The organism is Cognaticolwellia aestuarii (assembly GCF_002000025.1).
Taxonomy (GTDB): Bacteria; Pseudomonadota; Gammaproteobacteria; order Enterobacterales; family Alteromonadaceae; genus Cognaticolwellia; species Cognaticolwellia aestuarii.
Genome location: NZ_MUZV01000007.1, coordinates 142,499 through 166,164 on the forward strand (window position 1 = coordinate 142,499; position 23,666 = coordinate 166,164).

Sequence of the window (23,666 nt, forward strand, 5' to 3'; positions counted from 1 at the left end):
CCGGCGATGATCTTCGCTTAACCGCTTAAGTTATTGAGCAACTTGAATATCAATAACTCATTACCTAAGGGGGAGTTAGTTAACTATGCTCGAGGTAACAAGCCTCAACTTTGCTAGCCGAAAGTTGAGGTTGTTCTAAAAGTATTGGCTCAGATTGAGATATTTTTACGGTTTAATCTGCATGAGGTTATTTACTTGGCGGAATAAAGGTACTGGCAACATTAGTAATATTATCCACGCTATTTGATAGCATTAGCATTTCATCAGTAACAATATCGGTTTGCTGCCAAGTACGGGTGATAGCCTGCTGTACGTCGTTAACATATTGATTAATAGTGACAGAAGTGATGTTTTGCTGCTCAGTCGCCGTTGCTATTTGATTAGCAACATCAGTGACTTTTTGCACGCGATCGACAACGTCAGCAATTTTTTGATTAGAGCCTTCAGCGATCTCAACACATGATTGTGCTTCTTGTTTATTTTTCAGCATTAAGGCAACCCATTGTTCTATGGTTTCTAACATAACGGATAAGCGTTGGTGGATCTTTACTGCAGAATCTTGTGTTCGAGATGATAAATTTCTGACTTCGTCAGCGACAACGGCAAAGCCTCTCCCATGCTCACCGGCACGTGCGGCTTCAATAGCAGCATTTAAGGCTAATAAATTGGTTTGGTCGGCAATAGATTGTATTTCTTCCATTAGATCACCAACGTTGTTGGCTGATTGAGTTAAACTGTCGGCTGAAGATGATGCCTGATCAATATCACCCGCTAATGATTTAATTTTATCAGTGGTTGAGAAAATACCTTGCTGAGCCTCTTCACAATGTCGAAAAGTGTCATCTAAATCACCAGCTGCCGTAGCAACATTTGCTGATATTTCTGTTGTTGCCGTTTGCATTTCAAGCATGGCATGGCTTAACTGCTCTATGGTACCTTGTTGCGTGGTTAAATTTTCTCGGGTTTGGCTAATACCGGCACTAACATTATTCATCACTGCATTCATCGGTTTCGTTGTATCTAAAGTGCGTTCAATAATGGCCCGAAGTTTTGCTTTTAACATTGAAAAATTAAATTCGAATATACTCGCGGTACCTGTACCGAAATAAACCTTCCGTGAAGATGAATCAAACATTGATTGCATACGTTGTGCACTGATGGCAGTAGGAATAATATCTTGCCAAAAAATCGCCACAGGAGTTGCAGCGCACAAGGCTGCAAAAATAGAGTGATATATACCAAAGTGGCTGAAAATAAAATATTGTGCAACAGCACTAACAATTAATAAAAAGGTAAATTTATGATTTTTAGATATTTCTAAATTCGCCCAGCGATTATCTTGGTTGATAGCGGCATAAACACGCGTTGCGCGCTTAATTAACCTTGGTTTGGCAAGCGTTGCAATGGTTTGGTAACCGATAATATTTCCATCTTGATACTGCGGGGTAATAAAAGTGTCGAGCCAAACATCCTGATTATTTTTATTGTTGTATCTAATAACTCCTTGCCATGAAAGTCCTTTTTTTAAAGTGCGGTTAATTTCATTAAGAATACGTTTAGGCATTTCCTGATGAAAGTAACTTTCTTGGCTTTCTTCTGATATTTGTGCCGACTCTAACCCCAAGGCTAATGCAAAAGCGGGGTTAACGTAGTTATATTTTCCTTTAGTATCAGTAATACAAATAAGTTGCTGCGCTGACGAAGCCATAACTTTCCTCGAGTTAACATTTGAGCAGAACATTGCCTCCAAGCTTGCTCTAAGCTAATACTGGAGGATGAATTAAGGGTGCGGTTAACTAATATTTAATCGCGATACCAACAGTAATTGCGCTATCCGTCCAAAGTGAATCGTCAAAGTTAGCATTACAACTTACTTGTTGGCAAAAAATTTTGTCATCTTTATCAACGAGTGTCGCATAAGCACGCAGCTCTGTCATCAATGCTATATTGTCAGATAACTTATAGCGAGTCCCTAAGGCGATACTGGCAGAAGGGGAGAGCTGTTTATCACCGGTTTTGCCATCAAAATAGGCTCCTTAGAAACCTAAACTCATGGTAGTGATATAGTTTTGCTGACGAAACAGCGCGATACTATTAAAGTGGGCATAAGTAATAGTTAGCGAATGCTTTATTTTGTCTTCACCAGTAAAGTTATGGCTAACATGATTTAAGAGAATTTTCCCTTGGCCATTGGGGCTTTCTTGCCAAGCAATACCAACAGCAATATGGCTAGCGGAATCAACATCAATATGACTACCGGTGGCGGCAATAAGGTCTGAACTGTACATTTGACCAAGCATAAGATTAACTTCAAGCTGCTCAGCTAAAACACTACCTGATAATAACGTAGTGCTAATAGCTAAGGAGCCCAAAATGCGCTTTATTATGCTGTGTGCTTTGCAAAAGGCTAGCACGATAAAAGCCTTACATTAACCAAATAAGTCAGTTAACTTTTTCTTAGCTTCTTCTTTTAATTTATCTTTTGCGCTATCAACTAACTTTTTCTTTTGTGTCGCTTTAGCTTGTTTCCAAATATTGGATAGTGCTTGTTTAACAATTTCACTACCTAATTGACTTGCCGGTAAGCCTTCGTCACCACCAACATTGTTTAATGTAATATCTGGTAATGTTGCGCTATGTTCTTTATTGCCAAATGCACTTAAATCTATAGTTAATGCCGTACCTGCAAGGATGATTTTACTCACTTTAATTTTCGGTTCTTTAGCGCTACTTGCTGGTTCTTCAACTGAAGTGTCAGTTTTAGGTGTATTTCGCTCTATGGCATCTAAAATATCTTGAATGTTAGAACCACCGGTCTCAGTGAATTGTACGAAAGCTTGCGGTGATTTAATGACAATAGCATCAATGATAATGGGCGATGAAGTTAAGCTTTCTAGGTTAATGTCGAGAGTCATTTCCCCTAAAGAAAAAGCATTAGCTTGGCTGTAAGTTTTTGGATTTGCTAAATTGATACCTAAAATGCTGCCAGCACCACTGGTAAGTTTGATATCAACCGCTTTTACCGTAACAGCCTGCTCGGTAACTTGCGTACCAACAGTTTCTATTTGGCTTTTAACATACTCATTGAGTGAGCCTCCAGCCAAAAACCAAAGAGCACCACCACTGAGTAATAACAAAACGACAATAATTGAGGCTATAATTTTCACGAATTCAATCCTTAAAATGTAATGTATGAAGTAATACCAAACAGCTAATACCTGTCATTTGGTATGTGTGTAAATAAATTATATCTTAATAATCACAAAGTTAATTATTTTTTCTAATTTGCGACCAAAGCCTTGGATTCTACGCTAAGTTGTATCGAGCGTTTTCAGTATCTAGGATATAGTTATATTATTATATTTTTTAAAAAATTTAGAGAGCTTTTATGTCTGCTGTTAGTCGTCGCCTCCCTTTGTTATTACTTGTTACCATGTTAGTTGTTTTGGCGGTTTATTTACAATGGCCTAAAACTAAGATCACGCAAGAAAAAAATCAACGTGTCGTATCAGTAAAAACGGTCGTTATCGCTTTAGCTGATTTTAAAGATGCAGTAGAAGCTATTGGTACTTCTAGAGCTAATGAGCAAGTCTTAATTACCAGTAAATACTCTGACTTGGTTGATGATATTTCATTCCAAGATGGTGATACGGTAAAAAAAGGCGATATTTTGGTGCGTCTGAATAGCCAAGAAGAAGCGGCCAAAGTTAAAGAGTTACAAGCTAACCTTGCCGAGTCTGTAGCTCAGCTTAATCGTTTTCAAGATTTGTTTGATAAAAAAGCAACTTCTAAATCTTTGGTTGATCAACAAGAGGCAAAAACTAAAGCGATAGCAGCACAACTGCTTAGCGCAAAAATTAAGCTTGATGATTTAACGATTAAAGCACCATTTTCAGGTGTTTTAGGCTTTCGTGAAATAAGTCTTGGTGCTTTAGTGGATGTAGGCGACGTTATTACTAGCTTAGATGACTTAAGTATTATCAAGGTTGATTTTTCAATTCCTGAACGTTACTTAAATACCATCGCTGTTGGTCAACGCATCGAAGCTACCAATACCGCTTATCAATCAGAGGTATTTATTGGCAAGGTGAGCTCAATCGACTCTCGTATTGACCCCGTTACCCGTACTTTAAAAGTACGAGCTGAAATTTCCAATGGCGATCATAAATTACGTGCCGGTATGTTATTAAACCTACAAGTGGTTCGTAATGTTGAAAAAGTTCTACAACTACCTGAAAGTGCTGTTATTCCGATTGAAGATGAGCATTTTGTTTTTGTGATTGAAGATGGTAAAGCGGTAAAAAAATCATTCAAAATTGGTCGACGTTATCATGGTTTTGTTGAAGTGCTAAGTGGGCTGGACAACAACTCAGAAGTGGTAATCGAAGGTGCTTTAAAGCTAAGTAATGGTACCGCGGTTAATGTGTTAGGGGGTAAATCGTGATTTTATCTGACCTCTCGGTTAAGCGTCCGGTTTTTGCCACTGTTATCAATTTATTGTTAATTACCTTTGGTGTTGTCGCATTTTTGACTTTACCTTTGCGTGAATATCCTGATATTGACCCGCCTGTGGTTAGTATCAATACTTCCTATCCTGGCGCATCGGCAGCGATAGTTGAAAGTAAAGTCACTCAATTACTCGAAGATAGAATTAGCGGTATTGAAGGCGTTAAATCAATTAACTCAAATAGCCGAGTTGGTCGTTCGAATATTTCTATTGAGTTTGAACTTGATCGCGATATTGACGCAGCGACCAATGATGTTCGTGATAGAGTTTCACGGGCATTAAACAACTTGCCTGAGCAAGCTGATCCGCCTGAAGTTTTTAAGGCAAATGATGATGAAAGCGCCATAGTTTGGTTTGTTTTACAAAGTGAAACTATGAGTACTCTTCAGCTAACTGATTATGCAGAGCGGTACATTGTTGACCGATTCTCTGTTGTTGATGGTGTCGCACGAGTACGCCTTGGTGGCGGCAGAACTTATGCCATGAAAGTATTGTTAAATCGCAAAGCTATGGCTGCTAGAGGCGTGACTGTTAATGATATCGAACAAACGTTACGTGCTGAAAATGTTGAGCTACCCGCTGGTAAGGTTGAGTCAATTGACCGTGATTTTTCTATTCGTGTTGAACGTAGTTACTTAACCGAAAATGACTTTGCTACTATGGTTGTAGCGCGCAATGATGATAAGTCATTGGTTTATCTGGGTGATGTCGCAAAAATAGGCATGGCAGCAGAAGATGAAGAAAACCTGTTTCGAGGCAATGGAAAAAATATGGTTGGCTTAGGTATTATTAAGCAATCAAAAGCCAACACCTTGGAAGTGGTTAAGTCAGCACGAAAAGAAATGAAACTTATTCGTGATGGTTTACCACAAGGAACCACAATCACGAATAGTTACGACTCATCGGTGTTTATTCAAGGCTCTATTGATGAGGTCTACAGTACGCTTGGCATTGCGATGTTAATGGTAGTACTCGTGATATTTTTATTTTTAGGTAATGTTAGAGCGACACTGATCCCTGCCGTTACCGTCCCCGTTGCGCTAATTGGCTCAATGATGGTGTTGTCTTGGTTTGGTTTTTCCATCAACTTATTGACCTTATTAGCTTTAGTTTTAGCCATAGGTCTGGTTGTTGATGATGCGATTGTGGTGTTAGAAAATATTTATCGCCGTATTGAGGGTGGGCAAACGCCTTTACTTGCTGCTTATGAAGGCGGTCGAGAAGTGGCCTTCGCCGTTATTGCCACAACATTAGTTTTAGTCGCGGTTTTTGTTCCTTTAGTATTCCTATCCGGTAATGTCGGAAGATTATTTACGGAGTTCGCGATTGCTATCGCCGCAGCGGTTATATTTTCTAGCTTAACGGCATTATCTCTGACACCGATGATGTGTTCAAAAATGTTGAAGCATAAAGAGCGCAGCTCATCTTTTGGTCAAAAGCTAGACAAAGGTTTTGCCAAACTTGAGGCCGCTTATTCACGTGCCTTAAGAAATAGTGTTCATCAGCCTGTAATGATTGTTTTTGTTATTATTTTGTCTTTGTTTTCTGTTTACAGCCTATTTTATCAATTACCTTCGGAGTACACGCCAAAAGAAGACAGAGGAAACTTCTTCGTGATGATGCGTGGTGCAGAAGGGGCAAGTTATGAAAATAATGTCAAAAATATGCAGGAGATAGAAAGCAAACTGTTGGTGCATCAAGATAATGGTGAACTCGATCGTGTGCTTGTCCGTGTACCTGGCTTCGGTGGTACCGGCGGTATTGCCATTGTTGGTATGCCTGCTTGGAAAGATCGGGTAATTGATACCTTTGACTTTATTGACAAAATTAATGGTGAGTTGTCTAAAGTCACTGATGTTAGAGCGTTTGCCATGATGAGAAGGGGCTTAAGTGGCGGAGGCTCAACCTCCCCAGTGGCCTTTGTGTTACAAGGGAATACTTATGCTGAGCTAGCTAAATGGCGCGATATTATTATCGCAAAAGCACAAGAAAACCCTAACCTGCACAGCATTGATAGCGACTATAAAGAAACTTACCCACAATTATTGGTGAAAATTGACCACACCAGAGCCTTTGATTTAGGGGTGTCAGTGGGGGATATTGGGCGAACTCTTGAAACTATGTTGGGCCAGCGCCGAGTTACTAACTTTGTTGAACGTGGTGAAGAGTACTATGTGGTTATTCGAGGTGAAAAAACTGACTTTTCGAATCCAAAAGATATCGACAATATTTTTGTTCGCTCTTCGGTTAGTGGCAAGTTAATCCCGTTATCAAATTTGATCACGATTGAAGAGAATGCGACATCATCACAACTAAATCGCTTTAATCGTCTACGTAGTGTCACGATTACTGCTAGTTTAGCTAATGGCTATGCTTTAGGTGATGCTTTAGACTTTTTAAATAATGCTGTAGCTGAGCACCTACCTGAAGAAGCACAAGTAGCGTACAAAGGTCAGTCGCAATTATTGCAAGAGTCAGGTAACTCTATTGCCTTTATTTTTGCTTTAGCTTTAGTGATAACTTACCTAGTATTGTCAGCGCAATTTGAAAGCTTTATTCATCCTTTTGTTATTATGTTGACTGTGCCGTTAGCGTTAGTAGGGGCTTTAGCAGGGCTTAAATTGATGGGTATGAGCCTCAATATCTATAGCCAAATAGGTATTGTGATGTTGATTGGCTTAGCCGCAAAAAATGGTATTTTGATCGTGGAATTTGCCAACCAGCTGCGCGACAAAGGCATTGCCTTTGAGGAAGCATTAATCTCTGCCGCAACACAACGTCTAAGACCTATTGTGATGACAACCTTTACCACGGTCACAAGTGCTATTCCATTAGTACTAGCTGTAGGTCCGGGAGCTGAAAGCCGAATGGTGATCGGTGTGGTTATCTTCGCGGGTGTATCATTAGCAAGTATTTTTACTTTATTTGTTGTGCCGGGCGCTTATTATTGGTTATGTCGAAATACCGGCTCACCACAAGAAATAACTAAAGAAATAGCAAGGCAACAAGCAGAAATGAAGTGAAATAAAGTGAAATAAATTTTAACAGTAAACTTAAAATTTTTAGCGAAAGGTCCATATAGCAGCAATGTTATATGGACCTTTTTATTTTATCCCCATCTATGATCTGTAGATGAAGCAGAATGCTGGTAACACAATACTCGAGAGCTTATGGCTAGCTAACAGTCTAATGTGTTTTTAGTATAAAATTCACACACCTTGATTAAAAAATGAACTTGATATATAACAGAGGGAAATAATAAAAATAAATTTGAGTAATGTGATGTTTGATGTGAATAAGAAACTATGGTCATTTAATTTTGGCTGTTTATTGGCTGGCTCATTAGTTTGGTTAGTGCAAATTGGCCATTTAGCTCCTGTACCGAGTATTCTGCACCCGCATACCGATTTTATCCTTGATTATTATCCTGGTTCAGTTACTGCAATCACGGCAAGTTTGGTCAGTTTATACCCAAGCAACTTGAAAGTGCAGTTTCAGAGTTAAGCTAGGAAATCAGCGCAAGGCACAGCACGCAGATAATGGTTATTCCCTTATCAAGTGCTGCAACGCTGCACTGATTTTCTAGCTTAGCTCCCGTAGGGCAAGTCGATAAAGGGTCATCTCCGTCGTTATTGATTTCGACAATGGAACAACCATTCCTTTCAATCAATGCCTTGGTGCTAACCCTTTTTCGACTTGCTGAATCCTGCATTTTCAAGTGGTTTGGGTATATGTTTATTAGTTTTTATGCATAAAGGCTTTAGACTTTGTGCGAGTGAGCATACTTTTTGGCTATTACTACCTATGCTGTGCTTTATCTGCTTAACCTTGTTAATTGCGCCTTACATGCTGTTTACTTTGATGTTTGCTGCTATGCCTATACTATTTATTTTAATGTTAAGTGCCTTATTCTTTCGATTAAAAAGCCAAAAAGTATCAATTATTTCAACCTGAGTCTTTTTGAAAATTGCTATTGGCAAGTAATCGTTTAAATGATGATCTGAAATAAGGCAGAACACGGCTCAATTTGTTTTACTATGTCACATAGAATATTTCTACACTCATTTGGACTTAACGTAGTATGAATAAACTGACTAAAATCATTTCATTAGCATTCGCATGTTTATTTCTATTTATTGGTATCAAAAGTACTTTAGATACTAAGCCATACGCTGAATTAAACGATATAAAAACTTTTGACGGTATGATTTTAAAGTTACATTGTCCACACAAAGGTGCGGCAGCTTTATCGTTAGAAAATTCAGCTTTAACCTTTAATTTAAGTGTCAGATTTCGTGCTGATTATTGTCGAGATGATGAGTCTCAAACATTGTTAGGTAAAGTGGTTAGTTTAAAAGCACGGCAAGTAAATGGTGACTTTTATCAAGCTTATGAAATAAAAACGCCAGAGCAAGTTATTTTAACACCTGAAGAAATTGAAGCAGACCAAGGCAGTTCAACTTTTGGTATGTTCTTTTTAGCTTTGTTAATTTTTGCAATAGTCGGATATAAAAGTCGCAAGAAAACTTAACTAACCTGAACTCAGGCTGGGCTAACGGGCTTTATAATCCGTTAATTAAAAATGATATTGGCTAAATTATTCGCGATATTGCTTTAAGCACAAAGCTTAATACAAGTGTAATGATGCAATGTAGCCGTTTAGCCGGGGATTTTTAGCAACTATTAGCGAGCTATTGGTTGACAATAAAGCTGTTAGTCGTTTAATTAGCATTATTGGTTAAAGTGACGCAGCCCAGACCAAGGCAACAGAGCTCACCCGAGCTTAATATGAGTTAACTAATGGCATTGTATTGAGTATGAAAAGGGCAGTTATACTGCCCTTTTAGAGCTCAAATATCATGAGTTTAACATTGAATATTATCTCAAGTTAACGCGCTACTTGGGACGTTTGTTGGGCTAATATGCTCAATTGGATAGCAGCCTAATACTTTAATAAAATTCGTTTGTTCGGTAATTTCACTGACGGCTTCTTGAAGAGTTGCATGCTTTAAATTTGCTTCAACATCGATATAAAACATTTCTTCCCAAGGACGACCTTGGATCGGGCGTGATTCAAGTTTACACATGTTTATACCTTTATTTTTCAGTACAAGTAAACATTCAACCAGTGCACCAGGCTTTTGTCCAGTGGCAATGACTAATGTTGTTTTTGCTGGGATTTGCTCGGCAACATCGATAGGTTTGCGAGCAACTAAGATAAAGCGACTGTGATTTTCGGTTTGATTAGCAATAGACTTTTCTAAGGCTTGCAGTTGATATAAATTTCCTCCTTCTTCACTGCCAATAACGGCGACACTGTCGTCTTGTAATTCATAAACTTTAGCCATGGCATCAGCCGTGCTTTCACAATACTCAATGCGAATATCACTTTGCTTATCAAGAAAATTACTGCACTGTGCGAAAGGCTGACCATGTGCATAAATAGTTCTAATATTCGCTAGTTTGCTATTAACTGCCGTGAGCAAACAGTGCTCAATGGGTTGAGTAATTTCGCCAACAATAGATAAGTTAGTATGTTGCAGTACGTCGTAAACTTCGTTGATACTACCTGAACTTGTGTTTTCAATTGGCAGCATACCGTAATCAACCATGCCTGATTCTACTTGTTGCATGATCTCTGCGAAACTTTGACAGCCGTGCTCAATAATTTTTTCAGCCCGACGAGAAAAGTAACGATGACTAGCTAAATAGCTGTATGAGCCTTTATCACCAAGAAACGCTACGCTTACTGTCGGTTCTTGCATATTGGGATTAGTTAATGTTTGTAAGTAGGCTTGCTGATTTAGTACTGAGTCTTCAATAATGGTTTGAAAAATACTGGTGACGTAATGAGCGTCTAATCCTAGCTTTTTGCCTTCTGTAATTAAGCGAATTAGGAGTTCTTGCTCACGTTGCTGATCACGCACAGGTCGAATTTGATGGGCTTTGCTTTTGGCAACATTTAAAGTTAGAGCGCGGCGTTCAGCAAATAAAGTCAGTAGCTGCTGATCGAGGTGGGTAATTTTTTCACGTATTTTATTTAAATCTAATGCTTCGTTCACCGCGTTTTCCTAATAAGTTGTTATGAATTGATTTTGCTATTAATTTTTGTTGCTTTAAAAACGAAAAAACCTCCAGTAGGAGGTTTTTTTATAAATGCCAAAACCCAAAGCTCGCTCAGATAACTGAGAGAAAGAAAGTGTTAAAGAAAAAGTTAAATTTTGTCATTTGCATAGCTTTACTGTATCTACCCTGTTGCAATAGTCAACCGTTTCTTTATGCCTATTTGTATTTAAAGCCAAAGAAAAAGTTTAAGCCCATGAACGTAGCAATGTACTTATAGACAAAGAAAAATCATGGCTAAAGCACTAACCATACCGACCGCCCAGATTAATGAGCGAATAGTCGCAATATCCATTAAGTAAGCAATATTATAAAGTACTCTTGCGATAACGTGGGTAATAGCAAGCTGTTCGATAACGGTGCCTGTATTTTTTGTCGCTATTGCCAATAATACGGCGGGCGCAAATATAATCAATGCTTCAAAGGCATTTTGGTGTGCTGCCAAAGCTCGCGCACCAAAGTCAGTTAACTCTGCTTGTTGGGCTCGCGGGTGGTTATTGTTGTAACGTCCCAACTTATGCATTGCATATGCCACCGGTACTTTGGCAACCAGTGGTAAAAGTGCAGCGATAAATAAACAAATAATTAACGTGGTCATATTTTTTCCTAATAACTGAGTAGAGTGAGTTTGTAATGACTTGGGCCCGGTAGGAAGTTTCCTGCTTGACCTTTTACCCAACTGTCATGTCCGACGCCGTAATATGGGCTCCAAGGATGACCTGATTGGCTAGTTGGCATATGAAAAATGCCATTTTCTTCGTGTCCTGGAGAGACTACCATACGTTGCGATGCACCAAATGACTTGCCTTGTACTCTCGGCATATAACTATCACCAGGTAATTCGACTTCAGGCATATCTAACCATTGACCAATAAAGGGTACCGCACGACTTAATGGATGCTGTACTTTACTGATGTTTTGTTTGCCCCATGTTGCGTTGGCAAGTGTTGTTGATGCTGTCATTTGCGCTAAGGTTTTTTCAAGGCTGGCTGCAAATAGCGCTTGCCAACTTTCATGTTGTCGCCAAAGGAAATTATCTGGTTGTTGATTCACGAGTTGCCATAACGGCGTTTCTATTTGATGACGAATAGTGCTGAAGCTATAGCCCGCATCAAGTTTTGTCATATTCTCATTAAAAATTTCGAAGACTTGATCTCTAATGTTTAACCGAAAATTTCTCACCAATCGATAAGCCACAGAATCAGTGCTAGCAGATAAATTATCAATATCTATGATGTTTTTTACTTCCTGCCAATCGCTATGTTTAGCTAACATTTCTTCAGTGAGAACTTCAGATAGCATAAACGCCTGCCAAGGTAATAAAAACTTGGCGCTGTCATCTAAGGCTATATTGAGTAGTGCTTGTTCATCAAATGATGCTTTAGCGTTAAGGTTGTGCTTTATTTGTGATGATCGCGCGCCAATGGCATAACCACCGTTACCTATTTTGTTGAGCATTTCACCTCCAACAACTCGAGAGTTTGCGGTCCATAAACGGGCATCTTTCGGGTTAATATGCTTAGGGTAATCTACCGCAGGTAGAAGCCCCAACCATTGATTCTCGCCATTAGCCCAGGAGGTAGGTGTTTCACCAAAGGCTTTACTGCGCACTGGTATAGGTCCCATAATGGTCCAGCCAATATTACCTTGTTTGTCTCCAACCATTAAATTTTGTGCTGGCATGCCGGTGCTTGCTGCTATAGCAAAAGCTTGTTCGACATTTTTAGCGGTTTCTAAACCAGTAATGGCGAGATTAACCGCTGCATTGTCATGTGCGATCCAACGATATGCTAATAAATCACCTGCGGCATTTTCACCTATCACTGGTCCCCAAATGGTATCGGTAACGGTAATATTTACCGCATCTTGACCTTTGACGGCGATAATTTGTTTGTGCTTGATAAAGTCTTGGTAACCATCGGGGGTTAAGTATTGCTTTTTGTCAGGCGTTGTTTCAAGCACAATAATATCGCTCCAATCGCCGTAACTGTTAGTAAATCCCCAAGCAATATGTTCATTGCTACCAATAATCATATTAGGGGTGCCCGGTAGTGTCGCACCGGTAACTTTTACAGCGCTGTTATTAGCAGTTTTATACTCAAAAGAAGCCCTAAACCAAATATTAGGTACTCTAAGGCCTAAGTGCATGTCATTAGCAACAATAGCACTACCCGTTGAACTGATCGCACCGCCAACGGCCCAATTATTTGAACCTGGAAATTCTTCGCTTTGAAGTGTTTTTTCTCTGGTGAGTATTGAAGGTATTGGGTTAATTAATGATGGGGTAAACTGTGGATGAGTCAGTAAGCGGGCCAGGTCTTCGCTAGATGCAGAAGGCCAGGGAGCTTTAGGTAATGGCGATGATGGAAATTTACTGCCATCTATGGCGGCATCCCAGCGACTGCCTTTAGGATTTAGAAATGCAAATACCTCAGGACTTAGTGTCGACTGTAATAAGCCCAGTGTACGCTCACGTTTACCGTCTTGATATTGTAAATCAATGTACATGCTAAGTACGGTTAAAATCGTATCTTCTTCTTGCCATTCAACGGGTTCTTGACGTAACAATAGGTATTCAAAAGGTGCTGCTTTAAGATATTTTAAACCTTGGTTTACCCCGCGAGTGTACGCTTTAATTAATGCTAAATCGGCTTTTGCCAGCTGTGCTACTATCGCACTAGCACGTTCTCGGAAACGATGACGACGAATGTCACTATCATAAGCGATTGCTGCCTCGCCGAATAAACTTGACAGTTCACCAGCAGAATTTCTACGCAGTAAATCCATTTGAAAAAAACGCTCTTGGGCATGAATAAAGCCAGTCGCTATTGCCAAGTCTAGGCGATTATCAGCCTTAATTGTTGCTATACCTTGCTGGTCACGCTCTATGGTGGCGCTGGTTGATAAACCATAAAGTGTCCGTTTTCCCTCTAATTGTGGTAAGGCACTGTCGATTTGGCTATAAACCCAAGTACTTAGGGTAGCAAATACTAAAAGCAGCATAAAAAATATGACGAGTAGGGTGTTTTTCAAATGTTTCATCAGTTATTAGCAAGGTAACAATAGCGTGTTTGTAGAGTACCTGAAAACTCTTGTTGTTTGAATCTCGCTTTGGTGATTAATTTAGCCTAACTATTCATTTTTATTTACATTTATTTCGTTGAGGTTTTAATGCGCTATGGTTAACTTGGTTTGATATTAGCTACAATATTAGTAACTATGTAGTCATTTGATTTTCAGTAATAATAATATGGAGTCATACGGTTGATGTATGAACTAGCTTCAGCAATGTTAATGATGTGTATTATATGACGGTGCTAGTAAAGCCGCTAAATGATCGCTGTGCCATAATGGTGCTTGCAGCAGGACAGTCAGCACGTTTAGGTCAGATGAAACAATTGCTGCCTATTGACGGTAAAAGCTTAATTGAAGTTCAACTTGAGCAAGCGCTATCAGTGTCGAAAGATGTTTATTGTGTTTTAGGGTTTAATGCTGAGCAAGTACAAAGTCATATTGACCATTTACCAATCAATACTATTATTAATAGCCAATGGTCGGACGGTATGGCGTCATCAATTGCTGCTGGGGTGAAAGCGCTTCCCTCTGAAATTAAAGCGGTTATGATCGTTTTAGTCGATCAGTGGCAATTAACGGCTGCCGACTTGATACGACACAAAGGCTATTGGCAAGCGCAGCATCATGCTATTGTTGTTGCGCAATTACCGGGTTCTGAAGAAACCATGAACAATGAAAAACTTGGTCCGCCTGTCGTATTTCCGCAAAGCTACTTCTGCGAATTAACGCAATTGTCTGGGCAACAAGGTGCAAGACCGTTATTAAAAAAATACCAAAAGTTATTATTAAAGGTGCCGTTAGTACATGCCTTTGTTGATATAGACACACCAGAGCAATTAGCTCATATGAAGATGCAAATTGACGTTTAATCATTGCGTCAGCAAAATGACATTTAATAAAATAGCACGTAATAAACAACGCTTAATAAACTAAGAAGGAAGCGATTGCATGATCACCTTAACCATTAATGGTAAAGCGCATCAATTCAACGATGATGGCGATATGCCATTATTATGGGCATTAAGAGATATTTTAAAATACACCGGTACTAAATACGGTTGCGGTAAAGGCTTATGTGGAGCCTGTACTGTCCACGTTGATGGTCAACCTATTCGTGCTTGCATAACGCCAGTTTCGGCGGTTGCTAAGCAAAAAATCACGACTATTGAAGGGCTTTCTAAGCAGGGCGAACATGTAGTACAACAAGCATGGCAAGCATTAAATGTTGCTCAATGTGGTTATTGCCAATCAGGACAAATTATGTCGGCTGTGGCGTTACTTGAGCGTAATGCTAAGCCTAATGATCAAGATATCGAGCTTGCCATGAGTGGCAATATTTGTCGCTGCGGTACTTATCAACGTATTAAGCAAGCGATCCATCATGCTGCAGATTTAGCCACTGAAGTAAAAGGAAGCTAACCATGAAACAGATTGAAAATGTTAGTCGTCGAGGTTTTCTAAAGAAACTCGGCATTAGCTCTACAGCTTTAGTGCTAGGTGTACAGTTGCCGTCAATGCTGACGATTCCAAAAGCGTTAGCAGGCGTTGCGGGTACAGAAAAATTTGCTCCGAATGTTTATGTGCAAATCGGCGCAGATAATATCGTTAGCATTGTTGTGCACCGTTCTGAAATGGGTCAAGGGATAAGAACCAGTATTCCGATGATCGTAGCTGATGAATTGGGTGCAGATTGGCAAAAAATAGCCGTTGTACAAGGCTTAGGTGATAAAAAATATGGCAGTCAAAACACCGATGGCTCTCGTTCTGTAAGACGATTTTATCAACCACTGCGTGAAGCTGGCGCTTCAGCGCGCATGATGTTGCAGCAAGCTGCTGCCAATCAATGGCAAGTAGATGTAAATGAAACTTCTGCAGTAAATAATACTATTGTTCATGAAAAAACAGGCCGAGCGTTATCTTTTGGAAGCTTAGTAACAGCGGCCAGCATGTTAACATTACCTGAAACTTCATCATTGAAACTAAAAGCTAAAGCAGACTTTAATTTCATCGGTAAATCCGATGTTGCACTGGTTGATGGCGAAAAAATAGTTACTGGTGCTACTACTTATGGCTTTGATGTTGAATTAGACAACATGCAATATGCTGTTGTAGCAAGGCCGCCGGTATTAGGTGCCAAAGTTAAATCTTTCGATGCTGAGGCTGCTAAAGCTATTGCTGGCGTAATTGCTGTGGTGCAGTTACCTGACTTAACAGAGCCTGTTGTCTTTAAACCGCTAGGTGGGGTGGCTGTTATTGCTAAAAACACTTGGGCTGCTATTAAAGGCCGTGAAGCCTTGGCAATACAGTGGCATGAAAGTAAGCACCAAAGTTACAATAGTGATGAATATAAAAAAGCTCTAGCAAAAAGTTGTGATGAACCTGCAAAAATTTTACGTACTAAAGGTGATGTAAGTAAAGCCTTGTCTGAGGCTAAGCAAGTGCTTAATGCTTCATACTATGTGCCAGAATTAATCCATGTACCTATGGAACCACCAGCGGCAGCTGCACATTTTCATGATGGCGTGTTCGATATTTGGGCTTGTACACAAACACCACAATCAGCACAAGCATCTGTTGCACAAAGCACTGGTGTTGCTGTAGAAGATGTTCATATTAATGTGACGTTATTAGGTGGTGGTTTTGGCCGTAAGTCTAAGCCAGACTTTGTTGTTGAAGCCGCTATACTGTCTAAGCAGTTGAACGTACCAATAAAAGTTATGTGGACACGCGAAGATGAAATTCAGAACGGTTTTTATCATGCGGTAAGCTATCAAAAACTTGCTGCAGGCCTTGATAGTTCGGGTAGTGTCATCGCTTGGCAACATCATGTTGCAGAGCCTCCAATTGGCTCCACATTCAGTAAAGGGGCGGATTTAATTGCTACAGAAGCTAACTTAGGTTTGATTGACATGCCATTTGATATCGCTAATGTTAGTTGTGCTGCTGGTAAAGCGCCTGCGCATACTCGTATCGGTTGGATGCGCTCGGTTACTAACATTAATCATGCCTTTGCTATAGGATCATTTGTCGATGAAATTGCACATGCCAAAGGGTTAGATAGCAAAGATCATTTACTATCTATGTTAGGTAAAGATCGAAAAATAGATTTTTCTCTTGAAAATGCCGAGTATGGAAATTACGGCGAAACACTTGAAAAATTCCCTGTTGATACAGCGCGTATGAAAGCAGTAATTGAAAAAGTTAGTGCTATGGCAAAGTGGGGCAGAAAATTACCTAAAGGGCATGGTTTAGGTATTGCTATGCATCGCAGCTTCGTTAGTTATGTTGCTTGTATCGTTGAGGTTTCAGAAAACAGTGACGGAAAAATTAGCGTTGATGATGTTTGGATGGCAGTTGATTGTGGCTTAGCCGTAAATCCAGAACGTATTCGTTCGCAAATGGAAGGCGCAGCTATTTTTGCCCTATCGTATAGCTTTTATAGTGAACTTACCGCGAAAAATGGTGTGATTGAACAAAATAACTTCGATAATTATCAAATTGCACGATTTGCTGATGCACCAACTACGCATGTTGAAATTATTGACAGTGATGCCCCTCCTGGTGGTGTTGGAGAGCCAGGTGTACCGCCAATAGCTCCCGCTATATGTAATGCTATTTTTAATGCTACCGGTAAGCGTTATAGAGAGTTACCTCTAAAACAATATGGTATTGTTTAGCTACAAGCGTTAACGTGTGATTAAATACGTTGTAAAGAATAGAAAAGCAGCAATGTAAGCTGCTTTTTTATTGGGTGCTGTAATATCGTAAATGACCTGATAAAATAGCGCCAATATAGAACCTCGTCCCATAGGATAAAAAATGGCATCGTTACAAGAGCAGTTGCTAAAAGCAGGTTTAACTACCAAGCAAAAAGCACGACAAGCAAATAGTGATAAGCGTAAAAAAGGCAAGCAAAAGCGTAGTGGCGTTAATGTTGAAAGTAGCTTGCAAGAACAAGTAAAGCAAGATCTTGAGCTGGCGAAAAAAGAAAAGTTGGCCCGTGATATCGCTTTAAATAATGAGAAAAAACAAGCCCTTTTAGCCAAAGAGCAACAATTAAGAATTTTACAAATTTTGCAGCATCATCAAGTAACCAACGTCAATGGTGAAGCAGAATATAACTATACTTTTAATAATAAAATTAAAAAATTATTTGTTGATGCTATAACGCATAAAGCTTTAGTTAATGGCCGATTAGCTTTGTGTGGTGTTGAAGATACAACCTATATTGTGACCACAGAGACGGCTGAAAAAGTGGCTAGTTTAGATGAAAAGGTTATTTTAGTGCAAAATACTAAAGTTGTTGATGAAGTTGTTTCTGATGATGACCCTTATGCAGAGTTTCAAATTCCTGATGATTTAATGTGGTAATGTTCGTCACATATTCTAATTTATTAACTTAACAGTGAGCACAAGTACAATTATGTTTTTAATTCGTTGGCCAATTGGCCGTTTAATATTGCTATTAAATTTTATATTTTCGCCAAGTGCGCCTAAGCGTTCAGCGCAATTACAAAAAGAAGTTGATGCTAGCACCGCACATTTGAGCTTATATCAATTACCTGCTTGTCCATTTTGCGTAAAAACTCGTCGTGCAATGAAGCGTTTTGGTTTAAACATTGAAATACGTAATATTAATCAACATGAAGAATATCGAGAAGAGTTGATTCGTGAAGGTGGTAAAAGAACGGTACCATGTTTAAAAATAGTTAATGAAGATCAGTCGGTTACTTGGTTATACGAGTCTGGCGATATTATTAAGTATTTAGAGAAGTTTGCCCGTTAATGATAATGGTTAATTAATCCATTCGCTTTTATTAAGAATTTTTTTGCCTCTTCTTGGGTCTATTTATCTAAGATAATTAGCTCGGTTAGAGGTAAAAATGTTAATTAAAACTAAAAAAAGTTATCAACTATCAGAACAACAAGTCACTGATGAAGCAATTTATCATGCTCGACGCAAAGTTTTAAAGCAACTTGGCTTCCTAGGTGCAGGTAGTTTACTTGCCCAATCCGCTAATGCGAGTCCATTAGATTTTTTCAGCAGTAAAAGTGCAGAGGTCTTTCAACGCCAAGCTTTGAACTTTAAGCAAGCAGAAAAATCTACAGAAATATTAACCCCTGAAGCTAAAGTGACTTCACATAATAATTTTTATGAATTTGGCACAGCGAAGGGCGATCCTGTTGAAAATGCACAAAGCTTTAAGGTTAATCCTTGGCAATTAAGTATTTCTGGTGAAGTTGATAAACCCTATACCTTAGGCTACGACGATTTATTCAAAAGCTTCTCACTCGAAGAGCGAATATATCGCCTTCGCTGTGTTGAGGCATGGTCGATGGTGGTACCTTGGGTTGGCTTTTCATTAGCGGACCTAATTAAAAAAGCAGCGCCAAATTCGCGAGCAAAATATGTTGCTTTTGAAACCTTATATGATCCTGAACAAATGCCGGGTCAAAAAAGTCGCCGTATAGGCGGTGGTGTGCAATACCCCTATGTTGAAGGTTTACGTATTGATGAAGCCATGAATCCGTTAACTTTAATGAGTGTAGGTTTATACGGTAAAACATTACCCGCACAAAACGGGGCACCTATTCGGTTAGTCGTGCCTTGGAAATATGGTTTTAAAAGCATTAAATCTATTGTCAGCATTAAGTTAGTTGAACAGCAACCTCCAACAACATGGAATCGACTTGCTGATCATGAGTATGGTTTTTATGCCAACGTTAACCCTGACGTTGATCACCCCCGTTGGAGTCAAGCAAGTGAAAGGCGTATCACTACCGGTGGCTTATTTGCCCGTAACCGTATTGAAACACTACCGTTTAATGGCTATGGTGAAGAAGTAGCACAAATGTATAAAAATATGGACCTAAGGAAGTATTATTAGTGCGAACAAATGTTGTAGCGAATAAAGTGTCTTTGAAAACAGTTTTTTTAGCACATCGGGTGTTATTACTTAAGATAGCTATTCACTTAATGTCTTTTTTACCTTTAATGGCACTTTATGTGTTGGCATTTAGTGATCAGCTTGGCGCCGATCCGGTAAAAGAAGTTATTCACTTTACTGGTATGGGGGCTTTTAATCTACTGTTGCTTTCGCTGGTGGTCATGCCTTTAGCAAAAAAATATCGTCAAGCTTACTTTTTACAAGTTAGGCGATTACTTGGCTTATATAGTTTTACTTATGCATTTTGTCATTTGCTGAGCTTTTTAGCTTTTGAAGTGCAATTTGATTTGGCATTATTTTTTAATGAAATTATTGATAGACCCTACATTACTGTTGGTATGGCTGCGTTGATCATTCTGTTTTCTTTAGCTGTTACATCATTGAGCTCATTGAAACGAAAAATGGCTAAGAATTGGCAAAGGCTACACAACGGGGTTTATCTGGCCTTGTTATTAATAGCGCTGCATTTTTTTTGGTCGGTTAAATCCGATATTGTTGAGCCAGGAGTGTACTTTGTTATTGCGCTTTTCTTGTTAAGCCAACGAAAAGAAAAATTTAAGCGTTGGTTTAAACCGTAACTACCTCGCTATAAACAGAGTAAATTTATTTAGTATGAAGTAGCAGTAGCAACAAAAAAGCGAGGGCATAAACCCTCGCTTTTTTGTTGCTACTGCTACTGATAGTAAAGGTTTGTTTTTACTTCGTTGTAAAGCAGCGTGTTATTCGCTGCGCGCTGTTACTTCTAATAAGTGATAGCCAAATTGCGTTTTAACAGGGCCTTGTACTTGGTTCAATGCGGCAGAAAAAACAACTTCATCAAACTCTTGTACCATTTGCCCACGACCAAAAGAGCCAAGTGCACCACCTTGTGCTTTAGAAGGGCAGTTTGAATGCTCTTTTGCTACGGTTGAGAAGTCTTCACCGGCTTCTATTTGTTGCTTTAATGTTAGACATTGCTCTTCAGTGTCAACCAAAATATGGCGTGCAGATGCTGTGACCATTATATTTCCTATTCGCTGTTAGATTTAATGAGGACTGTAGCGTATTTTTTTTAATAATAGAATAGCTTGAAAGTAAATTATGTTACTGAAAATTTCACGGTTAGCCGTGTCATAACAACTTTAACATTTAGAAGGTTGTGCAATATTGAGTTTCTAGCCTAGGTTACTCGACTTTATTGTTGATAATGAATACCAAACTAAGCTTCGGTGTAGATTTTTTGGGGAATAAATATAAGCGATTGGTAAGCTAGGTATAGTAATGTGATAGGGTTTAATGATTAAAAAACACCTTGGTATCGGCTGTTTTAGAAAATAATTTATAATTTTCAAACTATTTACCAACCCAACACTACTTTTAATATATAAGAGTCAGTTAACTTAATAAAATAGGATGCCGAGTGTTTGAACGAAGCGATGAAACGCTAGTAAAGCAAGCGCTGAAAGGGAAAAAATCAGCTTGGGTTACCTTAGTGAAACGATATGAAAAAAACTTGTATAACTATACCTTGCGTATGGTCAGTAACCCTGATGATGCTTTAGATTTAATGCAAGATGTATTTATGGCTGTTTTTCGTAATTTAGCCTCATTTCGAGGTGATAGCCCTTTTAAAGGTTGGTTATTTAAAATTGCACATTATCGTTGTATTGAGTTTTATCGTCGAAAAAAACCGACCCAGTCATTAGATGATGTACCCGAGCAAGAAGAGTACACGAATGATGGCTGCCCAGAGGCTCAGCTGTTTTCTGGCCAACAAGCGAATATATTAGTTCAAGCGTTGCAGATATTACCTATTAATCAAAAGTTAGTCGTGGAGTTAAAATTTTTTCAGCATTGCACTTTTGATGACATAGCACAGCAGTTGGGGATTTCAGTAAATACAGTTAAATCTCGTTTGTATAGCGCTTTAGATAAATTAAAAGATCATTTGGAGTTAGACCATGTCAAATAAAGATGAGCTAAGGCAAGAGCAAGAGTTTGCTAACTGGCTTGATGGCAAGTCAGATGATTGCCAAGTCGATGACGGCGATTTAACACATGAAACCCTATGGCAACAGCGTAAAAATACTGTTGATGCCATTGAGCATCAAGTGAGTATGTCAGGTGAACAATCGGTACCCGCATGGGATCGTGCGAGCGCTTTTACCAATGACAAAGTCACTTTCTGGCAATGGCGTGGTTTGCCTGTATTGTCAATGGCATTTTCCATCCTTGCAGTTGCATTAGTGTTATTTAAAGTTGAATTAGTGATACAAAACGAAGCGATAGTATTAAGTTTTGCAGGGGCTAATAGCAACTTACAAGATGAAAAAATAGCGGCGTTGGTTGATGTCAAGTTGCAACGTTTTGCGCAAGAGCAGCAAGTGTTGTTGGCCAACTACGCTGCTGATATCAAGGTAAAGCAGCAAGATAATAACTTACAACTTGCTAGTTATATTATGGGGGTTTCTCGCCAAGAGCGTAAAGAAGATATTAGCGACTTTATACAATATATTAATGCCGAACGAAAAGACGATCTACTTGAGCAAAAAATTAAATATCAAGAGCTCGAACAAGCGATTAAATACCATAAAGCCTATCAACAAAATAATGTGAAAGGTTATGGATTAAAACAGGGTGATATAAAACGTACACCTGCTGATTGGACTGCTGAGGAGTAAAGTATGAACAAATTTAAGTTATTTTCATCAACGCTAGTAATACCTTGTTTACTGATGTCAGGGGCTGCCTTTGCTGTTGAGCAGAGTACAGAAAAGTATGCGGATATGCATAAACAACTCTCAATAATGAGTGACATTATTAAATCGTCAGTAACAGATGAGTCAGCACGCCAGTCGTCTAAAATTAATAGTATTCAAAGTACGTATTTACGTGGTCAGGGCGTGGTCTTTACTATTAGCTCGGCAGCTGGTGATCGTCAATGGGGGCATTATAACTTTAATTTTTCTATGCCTGAACTACCTGAAATGCCAGTAGCGCCAATTGCACCAGAAGTGAACCAAGACTTTCATGAAAAATATGATATCGATGTTAATAAAACGGTTACACAAGCATTAGAGTCTGCGGCAGTGGGCTATGAAAGAGTGATGGAAGTTTTTGAAAGTAATCGTGATAAAACTCGAGAGCTAAGAGAAGAGCAGCGAGAACTTGCCTATGAATTAAGAGACATTGAACGTGAAAAGCGAGATTTAAACTATCAACTTACAAGAGCGAGCGATGAACGTAAAGCTGAGCTTAAACAGGAACTAAGCCAGCTGACAGAGCAAGAAGAAACATTAAAAGCTAATCAGCGTAAAATGACAAAATTAACTCATCAAGTTGTTGCTAAGCAGCAGGCAGAGCAAGCACAAAGAAATAAAGAGCGTTCGCAATACTATCAGCAATTAGCGGTAACATTGACCGAAACCCTATGTTTATATGGTAATGGCCTAAAAGCGTTACCTAAAAATGAACATGTGAGTCTTATTCTGCAGTCGGCTGGTGCCAAGTCAATGGGGCGATATAAAGACAATATTTTAGTTTTTAGTAAAGAAGATATCGCTAGCTGCTCAGCTGACAAAATTACCGCGTCAAAGCTGATGAGTAAAGCGCAAGTTTATCAATTTTAATGCTGATATTTAACTCAGCTATGATTTATACCCAAGCCACTTGAAAATGCAGTTTCAGCGTTAAGCTAGGAAATCAGCGCAAGGCACAGCACGCAGATAATGGTTATCCTCGATAATAGCTCCTGCATTATCCTAATGCCCCACATCCCTGTGGGAACCTTATCAAGTGCTGCACAGCTTTTTTGCTCCAGACAAAAGCTAAGTACATACATCCATGTATGCAACGCTGCACTGGTTTTCTAGCTTAGCGCCCTTAGGGCAAGTCGATAAAGGGTCATCTCCGGCGTTATTGATTTTAACAATGGAACAACCATTCCTTTCAATCAATGCCTTGGTGCTAACCCTTTTTCGACTTGCTGAATCCTGCATTTTCAAGTAGTTTGGGTATAATAAGTAAAAAAGCCG

Annotated in this window: 22 protein-coding genes; 14 read left to right on the forward strand and 8 right to left on the reverse strand. The window is 39.1% G+C overall.

Annotation, left to right across the window (positions count from 1 at the left end):
* Nucleotides 1-187: 187 nt before the first annotated feature.
* The 4 genes from B0169_RS12240 to B0169_RS12250 all read right to left on the reverse strand — a co-directional run bounded on the left by B0169_RS12240 (nucleotide 188) and on the right by B0169_RS12250 (nucleotide 3,167).
* Complete coding sequence (locus B0169_RS12240; protein WP_077286267.1) at nucleotides 188-1,708, reverse strand: methyl-accepting chemotaxis protein; 1,521 nt, start codon at nucleotides 1,706-1,708, stop codon at nucleotides 188-190.
* A gap of 88 nt (nucleotides 1,709-1,796) precedes the next feature.
* Nucleotides 1,797-1,937 carry a hypothetical protein gene (locus tag B0169_RS19250; RefSeq protein ID WP_158077088.1) on the reverse strand — a complete coding sequence of 47 codons (141 nt, stop codon included), beginning with the start codon at nucleotides 1,935-1,937 and terminating at the stop codon, nucleotides 1,797-1,799.
* Nucleotides 1,938-2,036: 99 nt separating this feature from the next.
* Complete coding sequence (locus tag B0169_RS12245) at nucleotides 2,037-2,414, reverse strand: hypothetical protein (protein WP_077286268.1); 378 nt, start codon at nucleotides 2,412-2,414, stop codon at nucleotides 2,037-2,039.
* A 15-nt stretch (nucleotides 2,415-2,429) separates the two neighbouring features.
* The gene (locus B0169_RS12250) at nucleotides 2,430-3,167 is read right to left on the reverse strand and encodes an AsmA family protein (protein ID WP_077286269.1); all 738 of its coding nucleotides are present in this window, start codon (nucleotides 3,165-3,167) and stop codon (nucleotides 2,430-2,432) included.
* Between the two features lie 221 nt (nucleotides 3,168-3,388).
* On the opposite strand from B0169_RS12250, the gene B0169_RS12255 reads away from it, so the two are divergent.
* From B0169_RS12255 to B0169_RS12275, 4 genes are all read left to right on the forward strand, one after another.
* The gene (locus B0169_RS12255) at nucleotides 3,389-4,444 is read left to right on the forward strand and encodes an efflux RND transporter periplasmic adaptor subunit (RefSeq protein WP_077286270.1); all 1,056 of its coding nucleotides are present in this window, start codon (nucleotides 3,389-3,391) and stop codon (nucleotides 4,442-4,444) included.
* The gene (locus tag B0169_RS12260) at nucleotides 4,441-7,530 is read left to right on the forward strand and encodes an efflux RND transporter permease subunit (protein ID WP_077286271.1); all 3,090 of its coding nucleotides are present in this window, start codon (nucleotides 4,441-4,443) and stop codon (nucleotides 7,528-7,530) included. The genes B0169_RS12255 and B0169_RS12260 overlap by 4 nt, the downstream gene beginning before the upstream one ends.
* Before the next feature lie 268 nt (nucleotides 7,531-7,798).
* Nucleotides 7,799-8,011: a hypothetical protein gene (locus B0169_RS12265; RefSeq protein ID WP_143323536.1), complete on the forward strand. Its 213-nt coding sequence runs from the start codon at nucleotides 7,799-7,801 to the stop codon at nucleotides 8,009-8,011.
* 577 nt (nucleotides 8,012-8,588) lie between these two features.
* Nucleotides 8,589-9,038 carry a hypothetical protein gene (locus tag B0169_RS12275; RefSeq protein WP_077286274.1) on the forward strand — a complete coding sequence of 150 codons (450 nt, stop codon included), beginning with the start codon at nucleotides 8,589-8,591 and terminating at the stop codon, nucleotides 9,036-9,038.
* A 352-nt stretch (nucleotides 9,039-9,390) separates the two neighbouring features.
* Here the strand turns inward: B0169_RS12275 and pheA are convergent, their stop codons facing one another.
* From pheA to B0169_RS12290, 3 genes are all read right to left on the reverse strand, one after another.
* Nucleotides 9,391-10,569, reverse strand: a complete 1,179-nt coding sequence (pheA, locus tag B0169_RS12280) for a prephenate dehydratase (protein WP_077286275.1) — start codon at nucleotides 10,567-10,569, stop codon at nucleotides 9,391-9,393.
* A gap of 275 nt (nucleotides 10,570-10,844) precedes the next feature.
* A complete protein-coding gene (locus tag B0169_RS12285; RefSeq protein WP_077286276.1) occupies nucleotides 10,845-11,228 on the reverse strand; it encodes an MAPEG family protein in 384 nt (127 codons plus the stop codon).
* A gap of 8 nt (nucleotides 11,229-11,236) precedes the next feature.
* Nucleotides 11,237-13,672, reverse strand: a complete 2,436-nt coding sequence (locus B0169_RS12290; RefSeq protein WP_077286277.1) for a penicillin acylase family protein — start codon at nucleotides 13,670-13,672, stop codon at nucleotides 11,237-11,239.
* 266 nt (nucleotides 13,673-13,938) lie between these two features.
* Between B0169_RS12290 and B0169_RS12295 the strand changes: the two genes are divergently transcribed.
* The 7 genes from B0169_RS12295 to msrQ all read left to right on the forward strand — a co-directional run bounded on the left by B0169_RS12295 (nucleotide 13,939) and on the right by msrQ (nucleotide 20,231).
* Nucleotides 13,939-14,574, forward strand: coding sequence for a nucleotidyltransferase family protein (locus tag B0169_RS12295; RefSeq protein WP_077286278.1), 636 nt, complete (start codon nucleotides 13,939-13,941; stop codon nucleotides 14,572-14,574).
* Between the two features lie 79 nt (nucleotides 14,575-14,653).
* Nucleotides 14,654-15,124, forward strand: coding sequence for a (2Fe-2S)-binding protein (locus tag B0169_RS12300; protein WP_077286279.1), 471 nt, complete (start codon nucleotides 14,654-14,656; stop codon nucleotides 15,122-15,124).
* Between the two features lie 2 nt (nucleotides 15,125-15,126).
* Nucleotides 15,127-17,382, forward strand: coding sequence for a xanthine dehydrogenase family protein molybdopterin-binding subunit (locus B0169_RS12305; RefSeq protein WP_077286280.1), 2,256 nt, complete (start codon nucleotides 15,127-15,129; stop codon nucleotides 17,380-17,382).
* 142 nt (nucleotides 17,383-17,524) lie between these two features.
* Nucleotides 17,525-18,076, forward strand: a complete 552-nt coding sequence (locus B0169_RS12310) for a DUF2058 domain-containing protein (protein ID WP_077286281.1) — start codon at nucleotides 17,525-17,527, stop codon at nucleotides 18,074-18,076.
* Between the two features lie 52 nt (nucleotides 18,077-18,128).
* Nucleotides 18,129-18,491, forward strand: coding sequence for a glutaredoxin family protein (locus B0169_RS12315; protein WP_077286282.1), 363 nt, complete (start codon nucleotides 18,129-18,131; stop codon nucleotides 18,489-18,491).
* A gap of 97 nt (nucleotides 18,492-18,588) precedes the next feature.
* Nucleotides 18,589-19,593 carry a protein-methionine-sulfoxide reductase catalytic subunit MsrP gene (msrP, locus tag B0169_RS12320; RefSeq protein ID WP_077286283.1) on the forward strand — a complete coding sequence of 335 codons (1,005 nt, stop codon included), beginning with the start codon at nucleotides 18,589-18,591 and terminating at the stop codon, nucleotides 19,591-19,593.
* Nucleotides 19,593-20,231, forward strand: a complete 639-nt coding sequence (msrQ, locus tag B0169_RS12325) for a protein-methionine-sulfoxide reductase heme-binding subunit MsrQ (RefSeq protein ID WP_235838562.1) — start codon at nucleotides 19,593-19,595, stop codon at nucleotides 20,229-20,231. The genes msrP and msrQ overlap by 1 nt, the downstream gene beginning before the upstream one ends.
* Nucleotides 20,232-20,372: 141 nt before the next feature.
* Here the strand turns inward: msrQ and B0169_RS12330 are convergent, their stop codons facing one another.
* Nucleotides 20,373-20,654, reverse strand: a complete 282-nt coding sequence (locus tag B0169_RS12330; protein WP_077286284.1) for a peptidylprolyl isomerase — start codon at nucleotides 20,652-20,654, stop codon at nucleotides 20,373-20,375.
* Between the two features lie 398 nt (nucleotides 20,655-21,052).
* Here B0169_RS12330 and B0169_RS12335 point away from each other — a divergent pair, with 398 nt between their 5' ends.
* From B0169_RS12335 to B0169_RS12345, 3 genes are read left to right on the forward strand one after another with little or no spacing between them, the layout of a single operon-like run.
* A complete protein-coding gene (locus B0169_RS12335; protein ID WP_077286285.1) occupies nucleotides 21,053-21,604 on the forward strand; it encodes an RNA polymerase sigma factor in 552 nt (183 codons plus the stop codon).
* Nucleotides 21,594-22,313, forward strand: a complete 720-nt coding sequence (locus B0169_RS12340) for a hypothetical protein (protein WP_077286286.1) — start codon at nucleotides 21,594-21,596, stop codon at nucleotides 22,311-22,313. Before B0169_RS12335 ends, B0169_RS12340 begins: the two co-directional genes overlap by 11 nt.
* 3 nt (nucleotides 22,314-22,316) lie before the next feature.
* Nucleotides 22,317-23,261, forward strand: a complete 945-nt coding sequence (locus B0169_RS12345; RefSeq protein WP_077286287.1) for a hypothetical protein — start codon at nucleotides 22,317-22,319, stop codon at nucleotides 23,259-23,261.
* The last annotated feature ends 405 nt before the right edge of the window (nucleotides 23,262-23,666 follow it).

Excerpts from the sequence above, each read along its gene's own strand:
- B0169_RS12240 (WP_077286267.1), bottom strand. The coding sequence starts at position 1,708 with ATGGCTTCGTCAGCGCAGCAACTTATTTGTATTACTGATACTAAAGGA.
- B0169_RS19250 (WP_158077088.1), bottom strand. The coding sequence starts at position 1,937 with ATGACAGAGCTGCGTGCTTATGCGACACTCGTTGATAAAGATGACAAA.
- B0169_RS12255 (WP_077286270.1), top strand. The coding sequence starts at position 3,389 with ATGTCTGCTGTTAGTCGTCGCCTCCCTTTGTTATTACTTGTTACCATG.
- B0169_RS12275 (WP_077286274.1), top strand. The coding sequence starts at position 8,589 with ATGAATAAACTGACTAAAATCATTTCATTAGCATTCGCATGTTTATTT.
- B0169_RS12285 (WP_077286276.1), bottom strand. The coding sequence starts at position 11,228 with ATGACCACGTTAATTATTTGTTTATTTATCGCTGCACTTTTACCACTG.
- B0169_RS12290 (WP_077286277.1), bottom strand. The coding sequence starts at position 13,672 with ATGAAACATTTGAAAAACACCCTACTCGTCATATTTTTTATGCTGCTT.
- B0169_RS12295 (WP_077286278.1), top strand. The coding sequence starts at position 13,939 with ATGACGGTGCTAGTAAAGCCGCTAAATGATCGCTGTGCCATAATGGTG.
- B0169_RS12300 (WP_077286279.1), top strand. The coding sequence starts at position 14,654 with ATGATCACCTTAACCATTAATGGTAAAGCGCATCAATTCAACGATGAT.
- B0169_RS12305 (WP_077286280.1), top strand. The coding sequence starts at position 15,127 with ATGAAACAGATTGAAAATGTTAGTCGTCGAGGTTTTCTAAAGAAACTC.
- B0169_RS12310 (WP_077286281.1), top strand. The coding sequence starts at position 17,525 with ATGGCATCGTTACAAGAGCAGTTGCTAAAAGCAGGTTTAACTACCAAG.
- B0169_RS12315 (WP_077286282.1), top strand. The coding sequence starts at position 18,129 with ATGTTTTTAATTCGTTGGCCAATTGGCCGTTTAATATTGCTATTAAAT.
- msrP (WP_077286283.1), top strand. The coding sequence starts at position 18,589 with ATGTTAATTAAAACTAAAAAAAGTTATCAACTATCAGAACAACAAGTC.
- B0169_RS12330 (WP_077286284.1), bottom strand. The coding sequence starts at position 20,654 with ATGGTCACAGCATCTGCACGCCATATTTTGGTTGACACTGAAGAGCAA.
- B0169_RS12340 (WP_077286286.1), top strand. The coding sequence starts at position 21,594 with ATGTCAAATAAAGATGAGCTAAGGCAAGAGCAAGAGTTTGCTAACTGG.
- B0169_RS12345 (WP_077286287.1), top strand. The coding sequence starts at position 22,317 with ATGAACAAATTTAAGTTATTTTCATCAACGCTAGTAATACCTTGTTTA.